Origin of the sequence: Acinetobacter sp. ANC 5054 (assembly GCF_002135295.1) — a bacterium.
Taxonomy (GTDB): domain Bacteria; phylum Pseudomonadota; class Gammaproteobacteria; order Pseudomonadales; family Moraxellaceae; genus Acinetobacter.
Map to the genome: position 1 here is coordinate 93,894 of NZ_NEGG01000008.1, position 17,650 is coordinate 111,543.

At 33.3% G+C, this 17,650-nt stretch carries 17 protein-coding genes; all 17 read right to left on the reverse strand.

The features are described from left to right. Window positions 1–106: 106 nt before the first annotated feature. The 17 genes from galE to B9T33_RS09825 all read right to left on the reverse strand — a co-directional run bounded on the left by galE (window position 107) and on the right by B9T33_RS09825 (window position 17,650). The gene (gene galE, locus B9T33_RS09745; RefSeq protein ID WP_086178720.1) at window positions 107–1,129 is read right to left on the reverse strand and encodes a UDP-glucose 4-epimerase GalE; all 1,023 of its coding nucleotides are present in this window, start codon (window positions 1,127–1,129) and stop codon (window positions 107–109) included. 160 nt (window positions 1,130–1,289) lie between these two features. Further along, window positions 1,290–1,901 carry a sugar transferase gene (locus B9T33_RS09750; RefSeq protein WP_086178788.1) on the reverse strand — a complete coding sequence of 204 codons (612 nt, stop codon included), beginning with the start codon at window positions 1,899–1,901 and terminating at the stop codon, window positions 1,290–1,292. A 1-nt stretch (window position 1,902) separates the two neighbouring features. After that, entirely contained in the window at window positions 1,903–3,042 is a 1,140-nt protein-coding gene (locus B9T33_RS09755) for a glycosyltransferase family 4 protein (protein WP_322853482.1), read from the reverse strand. Continuing rightward, entirely contained in the window at window positions 3,039–3,872 is an 834-nt protein-coding gene (locus tag B9T33_RS09760) for a glycosyltransferase family 2 protein (protein ID WP_086178722.1), read from the reverse strand. Before B9T33_RS09760 ends, B9T33_RS09755 begins: the two co-directional genes overlap by 4 nt. Window positions 3,873–3,876: 4 nt before the next feature. Beyond that, on the reverse strand, window positions 3,877–4,854 hold the full coding sequence (locus tag B9T33_RS09765; protein WP_143224006.1) for an EpsG family protein: 978 nt from the start codon (window positions 4,852–4,854) through the stop codon (window positions 3,877–3,879). A gap of 96 nt (window positions 4,855–4,950) precedes the next feature. Further along, window positions 4,951–6,168, reverse strand: a complete 1,218-nt coding sequence (locus tag B9T33_RS09770; RefSeq protein ID WP_086178724.1) for a glycosyltransferase family 2 protein — start codon at window positions 6,166–6,168, stop codon at window positions 4,951–4,953. Window positions 6,169–6,170: 2 nt separating this feature from the next. Continuing rightward, window positions 6,171–7,667, reverse strand: coding sequence for a lipopolysaccharide biosynthesis protein (locus B9T33_RS09775; protein ID WP_086178725.1), 1,497 nt, complete (start codon window positions 7,665–7,667; stop codon window positions 6,171–6,173). Window positions 7,668–7,740: 73 nt separating this feature from the next. Beyond that, a complete protein-coding gene (locus B9T33_RS09780) occupies window positions 7,741–8,241 on the reverse strand; it encodes a hypothetical protein (protein WP_086178726.1) in 501 nt (166 codons plus the stop codon). Window positions 8,242–8,269: 28 nt separating this feature from the next. Further along, a complete protein-coding gene (locus B9T33_RS09785) occupies window positions 8,270–9,139 on the reverse strand; it encodes an acyltransferase (protein ID WP_086178727.1) in 870 nt (289 codons plus the stop codon). After that, window positions 9,136–10,218, reverse strand: a complete 1,083-nt coding sequence (locus tag B9T33_RS09790) for a DegT/DnrJ/EryC1/StrS family aminotransferase (protein ID WP_086178728.1) — start codon at window positions 10,216–10,218, stop codon at window positions 9,136–9,138. The genes B9T33_RS09785 and B9T33_RS09790 overlap by 4 nt, the downstream gene beginning before the upstream one ends. After that, complete coding sequence (locus tag B9T33_RS09795; protein ID WP_086178729.1) at window positions 10,218–11,306, reverse strand: DegT/DnrJ/EryC1/StrS family aminotransferase; 1,089 nt, start codon at window positions 11,304–11,306, stop codon at window positions 10,218–10,220. The genes B9T33_RS09790 and B9T33_RS09795 overlap by 1 nt, the downstream gene beginning before the upstream one ends. 1 nt (window position 11,307) lies before the next feature. Next, window positions 11,308–12,366, reverse strand: coding sequence for a polysaccharide biosynthesis protein (locus tag B9T33_RS09800; RefSeq protein ID WP_086178730.1), 1,059 nt, complete (start codon window positions 12,364–12,366; stop codon window positions 11,308–11,310). A gap of 180 nt (window positions 12,367–12,546) precedes the next feature. After that, on the reverse strand, window positions 12,547–14,409 hold the full coding sequence (locus B9T33_RS09805) for a polysaccharide biosynthesis protein (RefSeq protein WP_086178731.1): 1,863 nt from the start codon (window positions 14,407–14,409) through the stop codon (window positions 12,547–12,549). A 61-nt stretch (window positions 14,410–14,470) separates the two neighbouring features. Then, window positions 14,471–15,640: a DegT/DnrJ/EryC1/StrS family aminotransferase gene (locus B9T33_RS09810; RefSeq protein ID WP_086178732.1), complete on the reverse strand. Its 1,170-nt coding sequence runs from the start codon at window positions 15,638–15,640 to the stop codon at window positions 14,471–14,473. A gap of 35 nt (window positions 15,641–15,675) precedes the next feature. Beyond that, complete coding sequence (locus B9T33_RS09815) at window positions 15,676–16,332, reverse strand: NeuD/PglB/VioB family sugar acetyltransferase (RefSeq protein WP_086178733.1); 657 nt, start codon at window positions 16,330–16,332, stop codon at window positions 15,676–15,678. Continuing rightward, window positions 16,325–16,933, reverse strand: coding sequence for a sugar transferase (locus B9T33_RS09820; protein WP_086178789.1), 609 nt, complete (start codon window positions 16,931–16,933; stop codon window positions 16,325–16,327). The genes B9T33_RS09815 and B9T33_RS09820 overlap by 8 nt, the downstream gene beginning before the upstream one ends. A gap of 177 nt (window positions 16,934–17,110) precedes the next feature. Then, window positions 17,111–17,650 carry a serine O-acetyltransferase gene (locus B9T33_RS09825; RefSeq protein ID WP_086178734.1) on the reverse strand — a complete coding sequence of 180 codons (540 nt, stop codon included), beginning with the start codon at window positions 17,648–17,650 and terminating at the stop codon, window positions 17,111–17,113.

The following is a 17,650-nucleotide window of genomic DNA, read 5'->3' on the forward strand; positions in this document are numbered from 1 at the left end:
CACGATTTGACTTTTACTTCAAACTGGCACGATATTGATTTTTTTGAATGGCTAAAAGCCTTATTGCTTCAGCCGTACATTTTTAAATGAATCCAAAAACTAAGTTTTACCCCTCATTAAAACCATTTGGGTTTTGCTTTTGCCAATTCCAACTATCACGCAACATTTCTTCCAATCCATATTGAGGAATCCATCCCAATTCAGAAATTGCGCGCTGATTATCTGCATAACATATTGCAATATCACCATCTCGGCGAGGTGCAAATTCATATTTCACATCAACACCATTAACATCCTTAAATGTTTTTATCACCTGAAGTACTGATGCACCACTCCCAGTACCAATATTCCAAGCACGGCAACCAGATCGATTAATTCGGTTTTGTAAAGCACATAAATGAGCATTAGCTAAATCCATTACATGAATATAATCACGAACACCCGTCCCATCTATTGTTTCGTAATCCTGACCAAATATAGATAATTTTTCACGTGCTCCGATTGCAACTTGCGTTACATATGGCATTAAATTATTAGGTATTCCTCTAGGATTTTCACCAATTAGACCACTAGGATGTGCACCAACTGGATTGAAGTAACGTAATAAAGCGATTGACCAACGAGGATCACTTTGCGACAACTTTTCTAATAATTGCTCAACAATAAGCTTTGTATAACCATAATTATTAGTTGTAGTTCCAGTACACATCATTTCATTTAAGGGAGACTCATGCAGTTCTCCGTATACAGTTGCTGAAGAACTAAAAACTAAATTAAAAACATTCGCTTTTTTCATCGCATTAAACAATGCAATAGAACCTGAAATATTATTATCAAAATACTCTAAGGGTTTTAGCTGACTTTCACCCACAGCTTTTAATCCTGCAAAATGAATCACAGCATCTATAGAGTATTGAGTAAAAATTTGATCTAGGAGTTGTGGATTTCGAATATCGCCTTGAATAAAAGTTAAGGATTTATTTGTGAGCGTTTGAACTCTTCTCAAGGCTTCTAAAGTACTGTTTGCTAGATTATCTAAAACTACGACTTCATAATCTTTTTCAAGCAGCTGTAAACATGTATGTGAACCTATATATCCAGCCCCACCAGTAACTAAAATAGTTAGCATAATATTAACCACTATAAATTTAATTCATACTGAAATGAATATTTATATAATATAAAACATATTTATTCAAAAAAACTATTTTTTTAATTTTTAAAAAAATAGTATTATTTAATAAAAGATAATACAAATTCAAAATAATTGTGAATATTAAAAATTAATCTTAATCAAGAAATTTTGAAGAGTCATCTTTCGAAAAACGGGCAGCACCAACAGTTTGATCCGGAGCATTTATTCCCTCTTTAGCAATTAAAACTTTAACCGTTTTAAACATAATTTTAAAATCTAAAGAAATAGAATGTGTATCGACATACTGAACATCTAAATTAAATTTTTCTTCCCAAGATAGATTATTACGCCCACTTACTTGAGCGAGTCCCGTCATACCTGGCTTAACTTCATGACGACGCATTTGTTCAACAGAATAATGTTCTAAAAAATCTTTCATCTGTGGTCTAGGCCCAACAATACTCATGCTACCAAGAAGAACATTAATTAATTGTGGCATTTCATCTAATGTTGTAGAACGTAATTTATGACCAAAAGGAGTAATTCTTTGATCATCAGGTAAAGGATTACCTTCTTTATCAAATGCATCTTTCATTGATCTAAACTTGATCATCTTAAAAATTTTGGCATTTTTTCCTGGACGCTCTTGAAGAAAAAAAATAGGTGAACCTAAATTATTACGAACTTTGAATGCAACAAAAAGAAAAATTGGAGATAAAACCAATAAGGCTACCAACGAAAGAATTATGTCAATTAAGCGTTTCATATCATTCATCTATACCCAAAATTTCAAACAATTTTTTATTTACTATATGAACATCAAATTTTTCACAGGCAATTTTATAACTTTCTTTACCCATAATGTTGATTTGTTCTGGATTTTCAATAAAAAAACACATTTTTTTTACAAGATCATCGATATTCCATCTTTGGACTAAATAACCATTTAAACCATCTATAACGGTTTCACGGCAGCCTGGTACGTCAGTTGTAATAATAGGACGACCAACAGCCATTGCTTCCTGAGTACTTCTAGGCACACCTTCTCGATATGATGGGAGAACAAAAACAGCAGAAGTTACCAATTCTTTATAAATCTGATCTGTGAAACCTATATATTGAATTAAATTTGTAGATAAGATTTTTTGAAGCTCTTGCTCAGAAACCCCAGATAAATTTTGAGTATCTAATCCACCAACAACCTTAAAAGATACATTAGGATAAATAGACTTAACAACCCTAGCAGCTTCTAAAAACTCATAAATACCTTTTTCGATTAGTAGCCTAGCGACGATAACGAAAGAAACATTTTCCTTTTCATTCCAACGAGTGTATGGAAAATCTTCAAGATTTAATCCAATCCCACCAAGGACATGTAGTGCATTTTTTTTATGTTTAATATTATAGTTATGCACCAAATCAACTGGATCATCATTGTTTAAAAAAATTATTTTATCTATAAAAGGAAAAACTAAACGATAAAGTGTAACTTGAAAAAACTTAATAAGTTTTAGCTTAAAACTTTTGGGTGTAGGATGCTCTGTAAATGGTGAACCCAACCCCTCAATCATACCAACTATTTTTTTTGTATTTGCTATTTTAGCAGCTAAAGACCCATATATAACAGGCTTAGTAAAAAAAGACAAAACTATATCTGGATGATGTTTATTAATATGAGCACGTAACTCTATCATCGATTTGAAATCATTATAAGGATTGATTCCTCCACGATTTAAATGATATGTAAGGACATTTGCACCTAAATCCTTTATTTTACATATTTCATTCAAATTATATTCAGAAACTAATGCAAAGACTTCATGTCCATTTTGAATACATGAGGCTATAAAATCTTTTCGAAAAATAAAAAGATTTGATGCCGTATTACCTATAATAAAAATTTTCATTTCAGTGATTTTAAATAATAAAAAAATAATCTTTTAAGTGATTTCATACATGAAAAAGAGAGAGCTATTGGCAACAATAATTTATATTTAAAATCAACTCTAGAGTTGTAAAAAATATTAAATAGTCCTACAAGTTCAAACTTAGACATTAAAAGTACATTTGAACTTAGCCCTTCATTCGAAATATATGAATGTTTAAAACTAAAAATGCCTAAATCTTCTATAATTGCACCATTATATTTTATTAATATACGGCGCCAACACTCATAATCCTCGGAATATCTGAATTCATTAGAAAAATTATTTTCTAAAATAGCCTCTCTCAACACCATTACACTTGGCGTAGAAAAGTAATTTTTAAATAAAAAATGATTAAACCCGACAATTTTAAATTTATACAATAGTTTTCTTTTTTCAAAAAAGTTAATATTCAAATTTTCATTCAATATTAAACGAGTTAAACAACCAGTTATCGCAATATTATTCTTTTCCATTATATCAAATTGATAATCCAACTTATTAGGAGCCCAAGCATCATCTGAATCTAAAAAAGCAACATATTTACCAGAAGCTCTTTTCACACCATATTGTCGACTCTTGGATGCACCAACATTAAATTCATTTTTAAAATATTGGATATTATTAGAATTTAATAAACTAATAAAATTAACTAATAATTCAGACTCCTCATTATCACTTGCATCATCGATAAAAATAATTTCAACATCATTACGATTTAAATAATCATTTATAGAAAACTTTGTTCGATATAAATACTTTGAAGAATTGAAATATGGAATTACAATTGAAACATTTTTAAAAAAATCCATAAAATCACCAGAAGAAAGTATATGGTAAAAATGGAGAATCACCTAAACCATATTCTTGAAGCATATTTCTAAAACGCAACATAAAGCCTAGAATACCAATTAAATACATAATAAGTAAATATAATTTGAAATTTTTGCAATTCTGATCGTTAATTAAACTAATTATCAAGAAAAATAGAACAATAAATTGAAACCGAAGGCCAGCATAGCTGATTTGAGAAACCAAATAAAATAGTACCTGTATTATTAATAAGAAACTATTTCTCTTTATATTAATTTTAAAGAAAAAACTATTAACAACAAAAATTAAGAAAGTTATAATAAGCGGTTGAAGTCCAGATGTAATAGATGGTGAACTCAACTCAGAATAATCGGAAATTTTTATTAGAATGATATCTTTCAAAAAGTAAAAAGATATAGTTGCAAATAATATAAGAATCAAAAATCTTTTAGGATTTAAAAAAACAGCAACTTTTAAAAAAACAAATAAAAAAGAAGACTTATGATTTAAAAATGCCAAAAACAAGCTAAACTTATTTTTATTAGGTTCTAATATTTTTTTTGCCGGCTCTATAATAAATGGAATAGACAAAGCAAATGCTAAACCATATCTCACCCCATTCATTGTCATATCATAAAAAAATATAGGGAAAATTAAGGCTGAAAATATTATAAAAGAATTCTTATTTTTATTAAGATTAAAAAATAAAATTAAGCAAATAATTAAACTAAATATATTTAAAGCAACTTGTGCATTAATATTTAAAAAATTCATTAATTTACTAAAATACAAAAAACCAAATTCTAAATTGTATATATTCTCATTTAATTGATTTAAATTTAATTTTAACAAAGATAAATAAGCAGCAGTGTCAGTACCCACCTCACCTTTCATACATACAATAAGCACACTTGGGATCATACCCAATATAAATAGAAGCTTATATCCATTTCCTTTAATCTTCAAAGATAAAACAGACATAAATACTATAAAAAGATAAGGGAAAATATAATATATCACTGCAGGCTCTTTATTTCAGACAGTAAATCAAATAACGCATAAATAAATACAACCTAATTAAGATTTTGTATTTTCAAGATTCTTAATTAAGTTCAAATCAAACTTAATTAAATTCTGTTCTAAATGCTTAGTTGCACTAACAATATTAGTGATACCAGTAATTGTCATATGCCGCTCCACACCCAGCAATCGTTTAATATTAAAAATTATTTTGAATATTTTATGCTTTAAGCCATCCTTACCTTTTATAGAATACACCTTATTCAATAACTCTTGCTTAGTAAGCTGTGAATTTCTTTTTTCTAAAAAGGATAAAACCATTGATTCTAACGAAGGATCAGCGTCCAAAATATTTGCACATAATTTATAGACATCAAATTCTTGTAAAAGGTCTTGACGATTAAACTCTTTAAAAGCTGCGAAAGCTGAATCTGCCCAAATTGTTTGTACGCAATATATTCTTGGAACATTTTCTTCCCAATTATATGGGGTTTTTCTATCTCTTAAGTGAGGAGCACTTTCCAAATCTTTAGAATTCGTTTTTTGTTCGCCTTCTTGAATTGAGCTACTCAATGAACAGACACCTGGTATAGTTAATGGATAGTCAACAACGACAAATTGATTGATTTTTAAAGATAAAGCGATAGCTGCATAAATATCTGGACTTAAACCCTTTAGATAAGCACCAGTTTCAAGCTTTAATTGCTCAAAGATTTCTCTTTTCACCACGCCATGGTACAGTTTTGGAAAATCAAATTCCATGTAGTTAGTGCAACCATTTTGTACCAACTTTTTTAAAGAGGCTTTGGGGTCAACTTTTTTTGCAGTACCATCAAAATCCCCGATAATAAGTGAATTACTTACTACTTTAATATGTAAGAATTTTTTTTCACCAGTATTTTCCCAACGATAATTTGCTTTCAAATTACCAACAAGGCACTCTATATTATTTGCTTTTGCCCACGCAGCTGCAGTAATAATTTCAGGATTAATACCATCATCATCGCCAATTAAGCAAATGTATTCACCAGTTGCTAACTCAATGGATGCATTAAAATTATCTATGGATGAAAACGGTGGTGGAGTGTAACGATATATAAGTCGAGTATCACCGATAAAAGGTAAAATCATCGTTTCTAAGGACTTATCATCACTATTGTCTTGCACAATAACTTGAATTCTATCATCAGCTAAATTTAATATACTCTCAACCGCACTTAAACAATATTTTTGTCTATTTTTAGTAGCAATCAATATACTAATTAAAGGTGTCATTTTTAAGATTTCCTAAAATTGATTATTTTTGAAAAATCAATCAATGGGTTTCCAATATTGCGCTTATTATATATCAATACATTAAAAAATATACTTATCAATCCGATTAACATTGAGCTAACCAAAAACACATATTTATTCGAAAATGACGAAAAAATAGTATATAGAGAAAAACCTACAATAAATGTAAGTAATATAGGTACTAATATATCCCACACGATCCACTTAATTTTATGTTCATTTAAAAATTTATTTACAATATAAAATCCAACCAATAAAAAAGTACAGACATTAACCAACAACCAAGGAATTGTTGCTCCAATCATCCCATAACTTTTAACTGAATAAATAATCAATGGAATAACAACAATCAGTCCTACAACTCCTGTATAAAGATTAATTTTTGTATAACCATTAGCCAAAGCTAAATAAAATGGTGTAAGTTGTAAACACAAAAAAAAGCTACCTAATACAAGAATTTTTAAAACATTGTTTATACTTTCAGCAATAAATGGTTTGCCAATCCACAACTCTACTAATGGTATTGAATATAAAAACAAACAAAGTGAAATTGGTGCTGATATTATGGTAATCAAAAAGGAGTACTTATGAAAATTATTTCCAATTAATTCATTATTATTTTGGGATACATACAAAGAAAACAATGGAAACACAGCGGCCATAACGGGTATAACAATCATTGTTGGTACTTGCGACAATGTGCTTGCAATTGAATAATATCCAAACTGTTCCATACTTAGATACTTACTTGTAACCAGTTTATCAATTTGAATATTTATAGCTGATATTAATGCTATACCCATCATCCCTAGTGCATATCTACTATTAGATTTTAATAGGTTCAAAGAAAAGATTGGAGAATTACCCGAAAGACATGTCTTCAAGGCATTTCTGAAAAAAAGTATTAAGACAATATTACACAAAATCTGCCATATAAAATATACATCTAACTTTGGATAAAAATATATCGGAATTAGAACAAGACCTGACCGAAACAAACTCCAAACAATTTTTACTTTATTCGTTAATACTTGATGCTGTAGTCCATTCAAACCACCCTCATATAGTGTCGAAAATAATTGTAAAGCAACCCCAATACCTATTAAACGCAAATAATATGATACACTCTCAGGGGTATATAATTTAGACTGCAAAAAATTATTCGCAATATAGTTTGAAGCACAAATTACAACTACAGTAATAATTAAACATATATAGAAATATATTTTTTCAAATGTATAAACCAAGTTGGACTTTTCTGATATTTCTATGTCACGTGCTAATTGCCTTGTTAATGTTGCTGTTAGTCCAGCATCTGCAAAAGCCAAAAGGCCTAATATAACTGTATAAAAATTAATTATTGCATATGATTCTATACCAAGTAGATCTATATAAAATCTTACAAAAATAAATATTGAAATAAAGCCCCACAACTTACCAGCATAATTAGCAATGATATTTTGCGTTACTTTTTCCATTTTTATAAACCTACCCAATTTAAAATACTGACAAATTAACAGTCTAAAATCTTCTATAAATAACTAATAACAATTAAAATATTAAACCATCATAACTAAGTTTTAAATCACGATAGTTTTGAATGTTAAAAAATAAACAATGTGTATTTTTTAAATTAATCTCAAATTTTCCATCATTCAACTCTAACCAATCTAAGCTTTTATAATATTTCACTAAAGGTTCCTTACAAAATAACAAACCTATACGATCTAAGTCTGAAATTATTTTATTAGCTTCTTTCATTATTTTAAAACCGTATCCTTTTCCTCTTTCTATAGCACAAACGTTACCAACTCCAAATCCTTTTATTTGTTTATCATTTAAATATAGATTTATATCTATGAGATTCAGGTAAGCAACACCCAAGTCATTTTCTTTCAAAATTAGATGTAAATCATTATTATTTAAATTTTTTTCAATCCATTGTTTCTGTTCATTAATACCAAAGCCCCATTGTTTAGATTTCAAACTAATAACTTCATTTAATTCAGACTCTAATATATCTTTATGTGGTATTAGTTTAATTTCAAACATTACAACCTCTTTCTATTAACAAATAAAACTATGATATCTTCTTAGGGAGAAACCGCGCTTTGTTATTATATAAATATTTATAAACCTGACGCTCTAACAAAGAATTAGTTTTTAAATATGTTTTATCTTCTAAATAGAAAATACTTTCCACTTCACTTATTTCAATATCATTTTTTTTTGAAAACATTACTTTTTCATTAGTTAATACATCTTCTAATATCATATATTTTGAATCAATATTTCGTAGTTTTACACTAGTATTCAAAATTACAAAATCTTGCAGCCAACCCATTAGTAATTCAAACTTTTCATCCAAAGTTTTTTTCACATAAAATTTTGCATTTTCCATTAATTTTGCAGGACTTCCTGCATATGATCGGTCAGGTAAAGTATCCTTTGTAAGAACAGAATTAATTAATGCTACACTTCTCCAACCTAATTTTAGTCCAGATCCAACGACACAACTCCCAACTAACCATACGTCATCTTCTATTATGGTTGATCTTTTGGAAAAAAGAGTACAGCCTTCAATTTGTTCACCACTTGCAACATGTGTCCATATTTGTGAATACATTCCAACGCGAACGCCATTGCCAATTGTTAAACCACCAGCACCATCTAAAATAGTATTTTGTCCAAACCAACAATTATGCCCTATATATACATGCTGCTCGGCCATAACTAACATATCATTATGCAATACATTCCAATCCCCCATTTTAAAATTACCATGGATGAATATTCGTGTATTATCATTAATAATATTATTATCACCAATTTCGGCTTTTAAATTTTTATCATTACCTAAAACTTCAATAACAACATTTTTTCCAATTTTATTATATTGACCTAAAATTACATTTGGATGTATTTTTGCAGTAGCATCAATTTGATTCATTGACTATTCCCATTACTATGATTAACCCACCATCCACATGGTATTGCTAAAAATTTATTCATAAATTCATTAACGCCTTTCAATTCTCTAGAATTATTGAATATGGAATAAATATTATTATTAATATGTACACCAGTAGCATACCAATTTTGGTTTCTAAACTCTTCCAATGTTTTTGCTTTATTTTCACATAAAACACCATACACCCAATAATTTGGTTGTGTATTATCTACGAGAGTGATTGGTTTAATATTTTTTGCTTTATCCTGAATTTCATTGTCCCACCACTTAGAATTTTCTTTTTGCTTTTCTAATAACTTGGGTAAATCATTCATTTGCATATAGCCAATATATGAATTAATCTCACTCATCGTGGCGCCATATCCTTCCAAAGTAATATCACAATCTGGATTTATTTCACCGTTCAATGTTCTAAATTTTTTTCTATCTATACCGTAGTCCCGAACCAATATCCCCTTCTCATACAGTTTTTGGGAAGAAAAACTAATCGCTGCTCCATCTATAGTATTTGGTAACCTGACTGTTTGAAAAGAAAATACTGTCAAATCAGCACCTAAATTACCTGCTTTTTGACCATAATATTGTGAACCAAATGCTTCAATACAATCATCAACCACCCATAATCCATGTTCTTTAGCTAAGCTATTAACTTCATTAACATTACCTATAAAACCACAAAAATGATTATGAAAAATTGCTTTGGTTCTTAATGTAATTTTGCTTCTAACATCATCCACACAAACACAACCAGTTAAAGGATTAACATCAGCCCAAACTACATTAATCCCTTTAATAATAAATGGTTGATTAGATGCCAAACAACTAACTGGAGATGCAATCACTTCATCCCCTGGTTTAATGTCCAAAATTGATAATGCCATTAACATTGCTTGATTATATGAACTAATAGTTAAAACATAGGGAGTTCCTATAAACTTAGCTAGTTCTGTCTCAAAATTTCGCCCATGTTTTCCATAAGCCAATTGACCTGAATACAAGATATTCTCCAATTCTGGAAGAATATCTTGAGGCATATAAGGTTTGAAAATTGGAGTCATTACCAACCTTTTCGAATTAAATTGATCATTTTATCCAAATCTTCTTTGCTAACCCACCAACCACAAGGGATATGTACCATCCGTTCGTAAAAATTGTCTAGGTTAGTCAGTACTGTTGGATAATCATTAAGATAATCATGCTGATCATTTCGTTTATGTAATTCTGATGCCATAAATCCATTTTCTGCCATCATGTTTATGAAATCTGATCTCTTTTCAACTTTAAGTGTATAGAGCCAATATGATGGTTCAGAATTTTCGTAATATTCTACTAATTCAACTCCTTTGACATTTTTTAATTTTTCATCGAGGTATTTACCATTTTGAATATATTGCTCGACAACTTTATCGATACCCTCTAATTGGACTAAACCAACACAAGCATTCACATTATTCATGTGATACTTATAACCTTGTTGAGTAATATTATTTTCTAATCTAGTCCTTTTTTTATCCAAGCCAAACCATCTAATTACCTTACCTTTTTCATACAAGTCTTCATCTTGAATCTGCAGTGCACCCCCATCAATTGTAGTAAGGTGTTTGATAGCTTGAAAAGAAAAAACCGTGAAAGGAAAATGATTGCCCGTTCTTTTTCCGTCAAACTTAGCCCCTAAAGCATGAGCTGCATCTTCAATCACAGGAATATTATATTTTTTTGATATTTCTTGTATTCGCTTTACATCAACAGGTATACCTGCATAGTCAACAACAATAATTGCTTTTGTTTTTGAGTTGATTACCTTCTCAATTGAATCAGGACATATATTTCCGGTGTTGTAATCTACATCAGCCCAACGAACTTTGGCACCAACCATTTTAATTGCAACATTGGTTGGCTCAGCTGTTAAAGCTGTACTAATAACTTCATCACCAGCTTGCACACCAGCTAAGATCAAAGCAAGATGTAAAGCTGCTGTTCCTGAATTTAAAGATAAGGTATGTCCACTACCTATATATTCCTCAAATTTTCTTTCAAATTTTTCAACAATATCTCCTTGAGAAATATAGCCACTATAGAGGACTTCTTCTATACGTGGCATTAATAAATCTTTAGCAGGCAGATTAGTTTTAACTAGCGGAATCATTTTATTGTCCTTGATAACTTTTTAATTCATCTTGAACATAATCAAGGGTTAACAATAACTCTTTTAACTCTTGAACATTTAATCGCTTAGTATTATGAGAGTTATACTCATCACCTAGTTGTTCAGGTGCATTTTCCTGCACATATTTACTATAATTTAGATCCCGAAAATCTGCAGGAATTCTATAAAATTTATCTAAATCATGGGCTTTAGCCATTTCTTCTTTTGAACAAAGTGTTTCGTAAACTTTTTCGCCATGGCGCTCACCAATTATTTTTATTTCATTATCTGCATTAAATAATTCTTTTAGTGCCTGAGCTAAAACTTCAATTGTTGCCCCAGGAGATTTTTGAACAAGAATGTCCCCAGGGTTTCCTTGGCTAAATGCAAACATAACTAATTCAACTGAATCATCTAATGACATCATGAATCGTGTCATGTTTGGATTTGTTATTGTAAGAGGTAAACCCTCTTTAATTTGCTTAATAAATAATGGAATGATTGATCCTCTCGAACACATCACATTCCCATAACGCGTTGCTGTGTATACAGCATCTATATTTTTAACCCTTGTATCTCGAGCTTTAGAAACAGCTAATTTTTCCATTAGAGCTTTTGACATACCCATTGTATTAATCGGATACACAGCTTTATCCGTACTCAAGACTACGACGCGTTGTACATTATTTCTCGCAGCTGCTTCCAACACATTCTCTGCACCTAAAATATTTGTTTGCACCGCTTGCATTGGGTAAAATTCACAAGAAGGCACTTGCTTTAATGCTGCAGCATGAAAAACAAAATCAACACCTCGCATGGCTTGATTAATATCATTAAAATTTCTTATATCACCTAAAATAAAGTCAAGCTTTTCATTTTTATACTCAATTCTCATGTCTTCTTGTTTTTTTTCGTCCCGACTGAAAACTCTAATTTCTTTAAGCTCAGAATTCAAAAATCCTTTGATCATTGCATTACCAAAAGAACCTGTACCACCGGTAATTAAAAGTACTTTATCTTTAAATAGATCAGATAACTCTTGAATTTGTTTTGTGTCCATTTTTTCCTCTATTATTCATAATATAAATCAAATTCAATCCAACTTATATTTACAAATCATTTTTGAATTTACATATACTTAAATAAAACCATAAAAAATATCATTATGATTTTCACTAAATTTCATACACTTAATTTTATTATATTTCAAATAAAATTAAAATTACCACACTTCATTTATTTAACATCCACTAGAGTAGCCAGCGACATATCTTTTCAATATCCCTTGTAAAACTATTTGTTTACCCTGCTTATTGTCATATTCGCATAATTTTATTAAATCAATATAAACAGATTTAATATCATCAAACTCTGTGTAGCTTTCAAATGACTTTAATATTCGTTCATGATCCGTTTTTTCCACATTATTAGAATCTATCAGGAGTTCTTCATACATCTTCTCACCAGGACGCAAGCCAGTAAATTGAATTGCAATATCACCAATGCCTTTATCATCAATATGTTTAAAACCGCTTAATCGAATCATTTGTTTAGCTAAGTCTACTATTTTAACTGGCTCCCCCATATCCAGTAAAAACACATCACCGCCATTACCCATCGCACCTGCCTGAATAACAAGCTGTGCTGCCTCAGGAATGGTCATAAAGTATCGTGTGACTTCTGGGTGCGTTACTGTAACAGGACCCCCTTTGGAAATTTGTTTTTTAAACAAAGGAACAACAGAACCTGATGAACCTAAAACATTGCCAAAACGCACAATACTGATTTGCGTGTGTGGATTAGTAGAAGCTAAACCTTGGCAATACAACTCTGCCATACGTTTAGACGCGCCCATGATATTGGTTGGGCGTACTGCTTTATCTGTTGAAATTAAAACAAAAGTTTCTATCTCTTGTGCCACAGCAGCATCTACACTACGCTGTGTACCAATTGATGTATTGTAAATTCCTTCAAATGGATTTACTTCCACAAGTGGCACGTGTTTATAGGCAGCAGCATGATATACCGTCTGTATTGCGTACTGTTGCAATATACGTTCCAGTTTTGACTGATTGGTGACAGAACCCAACACAGGTACAACATGCACACCTGAAGCTTGTAACTCTCGATCAATCGAATACAAGGCAAATTCAGACATTTCAAACAGCACCAGCATTTTTGGCTGATGCTTCACAATCTGACGGCAAAGTTCAGAACCAATCGACCCCCCTGCCCCAGTCACCATCACGACTTTATCTTTAATATTTTTTTCTAAAAGCTCAGGCTTCGGTGGCACAGGATCACGGCCAAGCAAGTCAATAATATCGACTTCACGAATATCTGAAACTTGAACTTGACCATCAACCAGTTGTGTAACCCCTGGCAATTCCATAATTTTGACATCTGCTACATCAAAAGACTCAATCAGCTCTTTTTTACGTGTTCGCCCTACAGATGGCATCGCCAACAAAACTTCTTCAATACCGAATTTCCCAAGTTTTGCTTGCGCTTTTTTGGGTGAATAAATTTTTAAACCACTCAGTGACTGCCCCTGTAAAGAGCGCTTATCGTCAATAAAACACACGGGCAAATAGTCATCTGAACGGTTTAAAGCAGCGGCAATTTGCTGACCTGCCAGCCCTGCACCATAAATAGCCACACGTTTACGGCTTTGTTTTTTTGCAAAGGTTTTGAGGGTTGCATAGCGAATGACAGCACGGCTCCACCACATGTAAGAAAACAGCATAAAGCCATACATCAGTGGAATACTCATCGGAATAAATGCGACATTTAATTTTTTAATCGTGTACAACGCCACGATTTGGATAAATGTACCGATTAAAATCCGGAGCAAATAGTCTTCATTAAATGAACGAACAATCGCACGGTAAATACCAAGTAAGGCAAAAATCAGAATGCCAATCACGCCGACATAAATATACCAAGCATCCAACCCTTGCATAACCTGAACATTGGGACGTGCCAAACGAACAGCATAAGCCAGCCACATCATCAGTGGTAAAACACAAATATCCATCAGCACCAAAACGATTTGTTTTTGGCGACGCGGTAATGATGCTATAGAACGGATAAAGTCTTTCACAAGATGCTCAAATGGGGTCAATAAAGCGGATGAGAGCGCATATTATACGCTCTTTTCAGGTTTAGATTTTTGCGATCACCGCTTGGATAGCATCCACGGTTTTTTGCAGGCTGTGCTCAGACAATGTTGGGTGTACAAGGAACATTAAGCTTGTTGCACCAAGCTGTTTAGCTTGCGGCAAAGACTCTGCAGGACGCCAAGGCGTACCATCAAATGCTTTTTCTAAATAAACTTCTGAACACGAGCCGCTAAAACAAGGCACATTCAATGCATTAATTTCTGCCATGATTCGATCACGCGACCAGTCTTCAGGCAAGGCTGAAGTATTCACTTGCACATAGCATTTATAGGCTGCATGCACATAATCATTTGATGGTTTTGCTACGGTAAAATACGGACTATTTTCAAACGCCGCTTGGATACGCGCCATATTGGCATTTCGTTTTGCTGTCCATTCTGGCATTTGTTTGAGCTGTAAACGGCCAATCACCGCCTGCATTTCCATCATGCGCCAGTTGGTGCCAAATGAATCATGCAGCCAGCGGAATCCCGGCGGATGCTGAGTGTTGTAGACGCTGTCATAATTTTTGCCATGATCTTTATACGACCACATTTTTTTCCATAGACTTTCATCATTGGTGGTGACCATACCGCCTTCACCGCCCGTGGTCATAATCTTGTCTTGGCAGAAAGACCATGCGCCAATATGCCCGATTGAACCTGCTGATTTGCCTTTGTACATTGCACCATGTGCTTGGGCACAATCTTCAATCACGTAAATGCTTTTTTCCTCAGCCAATTGCATGATTGGATCCATATCACACATCCAACCTGCCAAATGCACACAAATAATGGCTTTGGTATTGGGCGTGATCACCGCTTCAATAGTACGGCGTGAGATATTTTGTGAATCCAGTTCAACGTCCGCAAAAATCGGATTGGCACCCGCAGTGACAATCGAGCTTGCCGAAGCTAAAAACGTACGTGAGGTGACAATCACATCATCGCCTGCGCCAACACCTAAGGCTTTGAGTGCTACATCCAATGCGACTGTACCATTGGCAACGGCAACGGCATGCTTGGTTCCTGCAAACTGTGCAAATTCCTTTTCAAATTCACGGCATTCTTGACCGGTCCAATAATTCACTTTATTGGATAAAAGGACTTTTGATACCGCATCGGCTTCTGCTTGAGTAAAGCTTGGCCAAGGCTCAAATGCACTGTTTAACATGGAGTTTTCCTAGTCTCAAAATCGAGTTTAAAAATCTATTTTTTCGTCACAATACGGGCAGGATTTCCCACCACTGTTGCGCCTGCAGGCACACTTTTAGTGACAACAGCACCCATACCCACAACTGCGCCAGCGCCAATCACTAAGGGTTGATCGGGTGTGCCCTGCTTGATCATCGCACCTGCGCCAATATAAGCATGGTCGTGTATATGAATATTGCCATTACATTTTACGCCTGGCGCAAAAGTAACGAAATCCCCAATCACACAATCATGCTCGACATAACTGTATAGATTGGCATGAAAGCATTTGCCAATTTTAATGTTTGAAGTGATGCTCACAAAAGGGCTCAACGCTGCACCCATGGCAATATTTGCTTGATCCATCAGCACAATATTGTTTGCATAAATTGACCAGAGTGAAATACCATCTGCTTCAAGGCGAAGCGCAATTTTTTCACGGACACGGCTATTGGCAATCGCAATTTGCACATATTTTTTAGATGCCGATTCACTTAAAAAAGTTGGGTAATTCATGGCACGATGACCGTTTACTTCTGCAACCGATTCCAAGGCATCATCAATAAATACAATTTCTGAAGCATCGCTTGTACGTGCTAATTGCTGACGCGCCACAGGCATTAAACTGCGCCCGCAGCCTGAAGCCCCATAAATTGCATAGAGCTTAGTCATCTTTAGACTCCGAAGTACCGGTAAATTTGCTCATGGTGGCTTCACCTTCGGCGCTGATATCATCCTTAGCAATCACTTTTTTGACTGTTTTCAGCATGATTTTAAAATCGAGCCATAGGGATTGATTCTCAACATACCATGTATCGAGTTCGAATTTCTTTTCCCATGAAATGGCATTGCGGCCATTCACTTGCGCATAACCCGTAATCCCAGGGCGAACATTATGACGCTTGGCTTGCTCACTATTGTATAAAGGCAAATACTCCATCAGCAGCGGACGCGGCCCGACAATGCTCATCTCGCCTTTAATGACGTTCCACAGTTCTGGCATTTCATCCAAACTGCTGGAGCGCAGCATTTGACCAAAAGGCGTCAGACGCTCACTGTCTGGCAATGGTTTGCCTTGTGCATCGACAGCATCTTTCATACTGCGGAATTTAATCATTTCAAAGGGTTTACCCGCTAAACCCGGTCGGACTTGCCGAAATAAAACAGGAGAACCTAGATTTTTCCGTACTTTATACGCCACTAAAGCGTATACAGGAGACAGCAGCACCAGTGCAGATGAAGCAATTACGATATCCAATACACGCTTTAACATTGATTCACTCATTTCTTTTGCCGCGCTTTTACAGAATAACTCTGCCTCAAGCATGATTAATGTGCTGCATCAGCCTATGTTTTAAGGCCATAATACAGACAGCTTTCAATCTCGTTATTAAAATATAGCCCGCATGACTAAGCATTTTAATAGTGAAATTTTGGCCTATATCATAGCTTAAATATCTGTCCAGCGTCTGTTGACCGAACTGCCCGGATGATCCGTACTCAGCACCTTGGCGTAGTTACCTGCAGCTGTGGCATTTTCAGGAATATCTTTTGTCACCACACTGCCCGCACCAATAGTGGCATTATTACCAATTTTGACATGTTCAATAATGCAGACATTGGGCCCAATATAAACATTATCGCCAATTTCTGCGGCTTGACGGCCGCCATTTGCACCAATGGTGGTAAATTGCGATAAATTCACATTATTGCCAATCACGGTTGTCGGATTGACGACCAACGGTCCACCATGACCAATAAATAAACCATAACCAATTTTAGTGCTGGTATGAATATCAATGCCGTACTGCTTTTTTTTATAATAATAAATAGGATAAGCCAGTTTTGCCCACGCGCTTTGCGCGCTGGCTAAACGCAGCCAAAATGAAAAATTAAAACCGCGATTGAAAAAATAAGTTTTCAAAAATGTTTTTAAACTGACTTGACCGGTATAACGGTATAAATCACTTTTTATATATTTTAAGGTCAT

Bases quoted from the DNA above. Each gene is read 5' to 3' on its own strand.
- B9T33_RS09820 (WP_086178789.1), bottom strand. From the start codon at position 16,933: ATGTTAAAGCGTGTATTGGATATCGTAATTGCTTCATCTGCACTGGTG.
- B9T33_RS09780 (WP_086178726.1), bottom strand. From the start codon at position 8,241: ATGTTTGAAATTAAACTAATACCACATAAAGATATATTAGAGTCTGAA.
- B9T33_RS09785 (WP_086178727.1), bottom strand. From the start codon at position 9,139: ATGAATCAAATTGATGCTACTGCAAAAATACATCCAAATGTAATTTTA.
- B9T33_RS09825 (WP_086178734.1), bottom strand. From the start codon at position 17,650: ATGACCTTAAAATATATAAAAAGTGATTTATACCGTTATACCGGTCAA.
- galE (WP_086178720.1), bottom strand. From the start codon at position 1,129: ATGCTAACTATTTTAGTTACTGGTGGGGCTGGATATATAGGTTCACAT.
- B9T33_RS09760 (WP_086178722.1), bottom strand. From the start codon at position 3,872: ATGGATTTTTTTAAAAATGTTTCAATTGTAATTCCATATTTCAATTCT.
- B9T33_RS09800 (WP_086178730.1), bottom strand. From the start codon at position 12,366: ATGGACACAAAACAAATTCAAGAGTTATCTGATCTATTTAAAGATAAA.
- B9T33_RS09750 (WP_086178788.1), bottom strand. From the start codon at position 1,901: ATGAAACGCTTAATTGACATAATTCTTTCGTTGGTAGCCTTATTGGTT.
- B9T33_RS09770 (WP_086178724.1), bottom strand. From the start codon at position 6,168: ATGACACCTTTAATTAGTATATTGATTGCTACTAAAAATAGACAAAAA.
- B9T33_RS09775 (WP_086178725.1), bottom strand. From the start codon at position 7,667: ATGGAAAAAGTAACGCAAAATATCATTGCTAATTATGCTGGTAAGTTG.
- B9T33_RS09765 (WP_143224006.1), bottom strand. From the start codon at position 4,854: ATGTCTGTTTTATCTTTGAAGATTAAAGGAAATGGATATAAGCTTCTA.
- B9T33_RS09795 (WP_086178729.1), bottom strand. From the start codon at position 11,306: ATGATTCCGCTAGTTAAAACTAATCTGCCTGCTAAAGATTTATTAATG.
- B9T33_RS09790 (WP_086178728.1), bottom strand. From the start codon at position 10,218: ATGACTCCAATTTTCAAACCTTATATGCCTCAAGATATTCTTCCAGAA.
- B9T33_RS09810 (WP_086178732.1), bottom strand. From the start codon at position 15,640: ATGTTAAACAGTGCATTTGAGCCTTGGCCAAGCTTTACTCAAGCAGAA.
- B9T33_RS09815 (WP_086178733.1), bottom strand. From the start codon at position 16,332: ATGACTAAGCTCTATGCAATTTATGGGGCTTCAGGCTGCGGGCGCAGT.
- B9T33_RS09755 (WP_322853482.1), bottom strand. From the start codon at position 3,042: ATGAAAATTTTTATTATAGGTAATACGGCATCAAATCTTTTTATTTTT.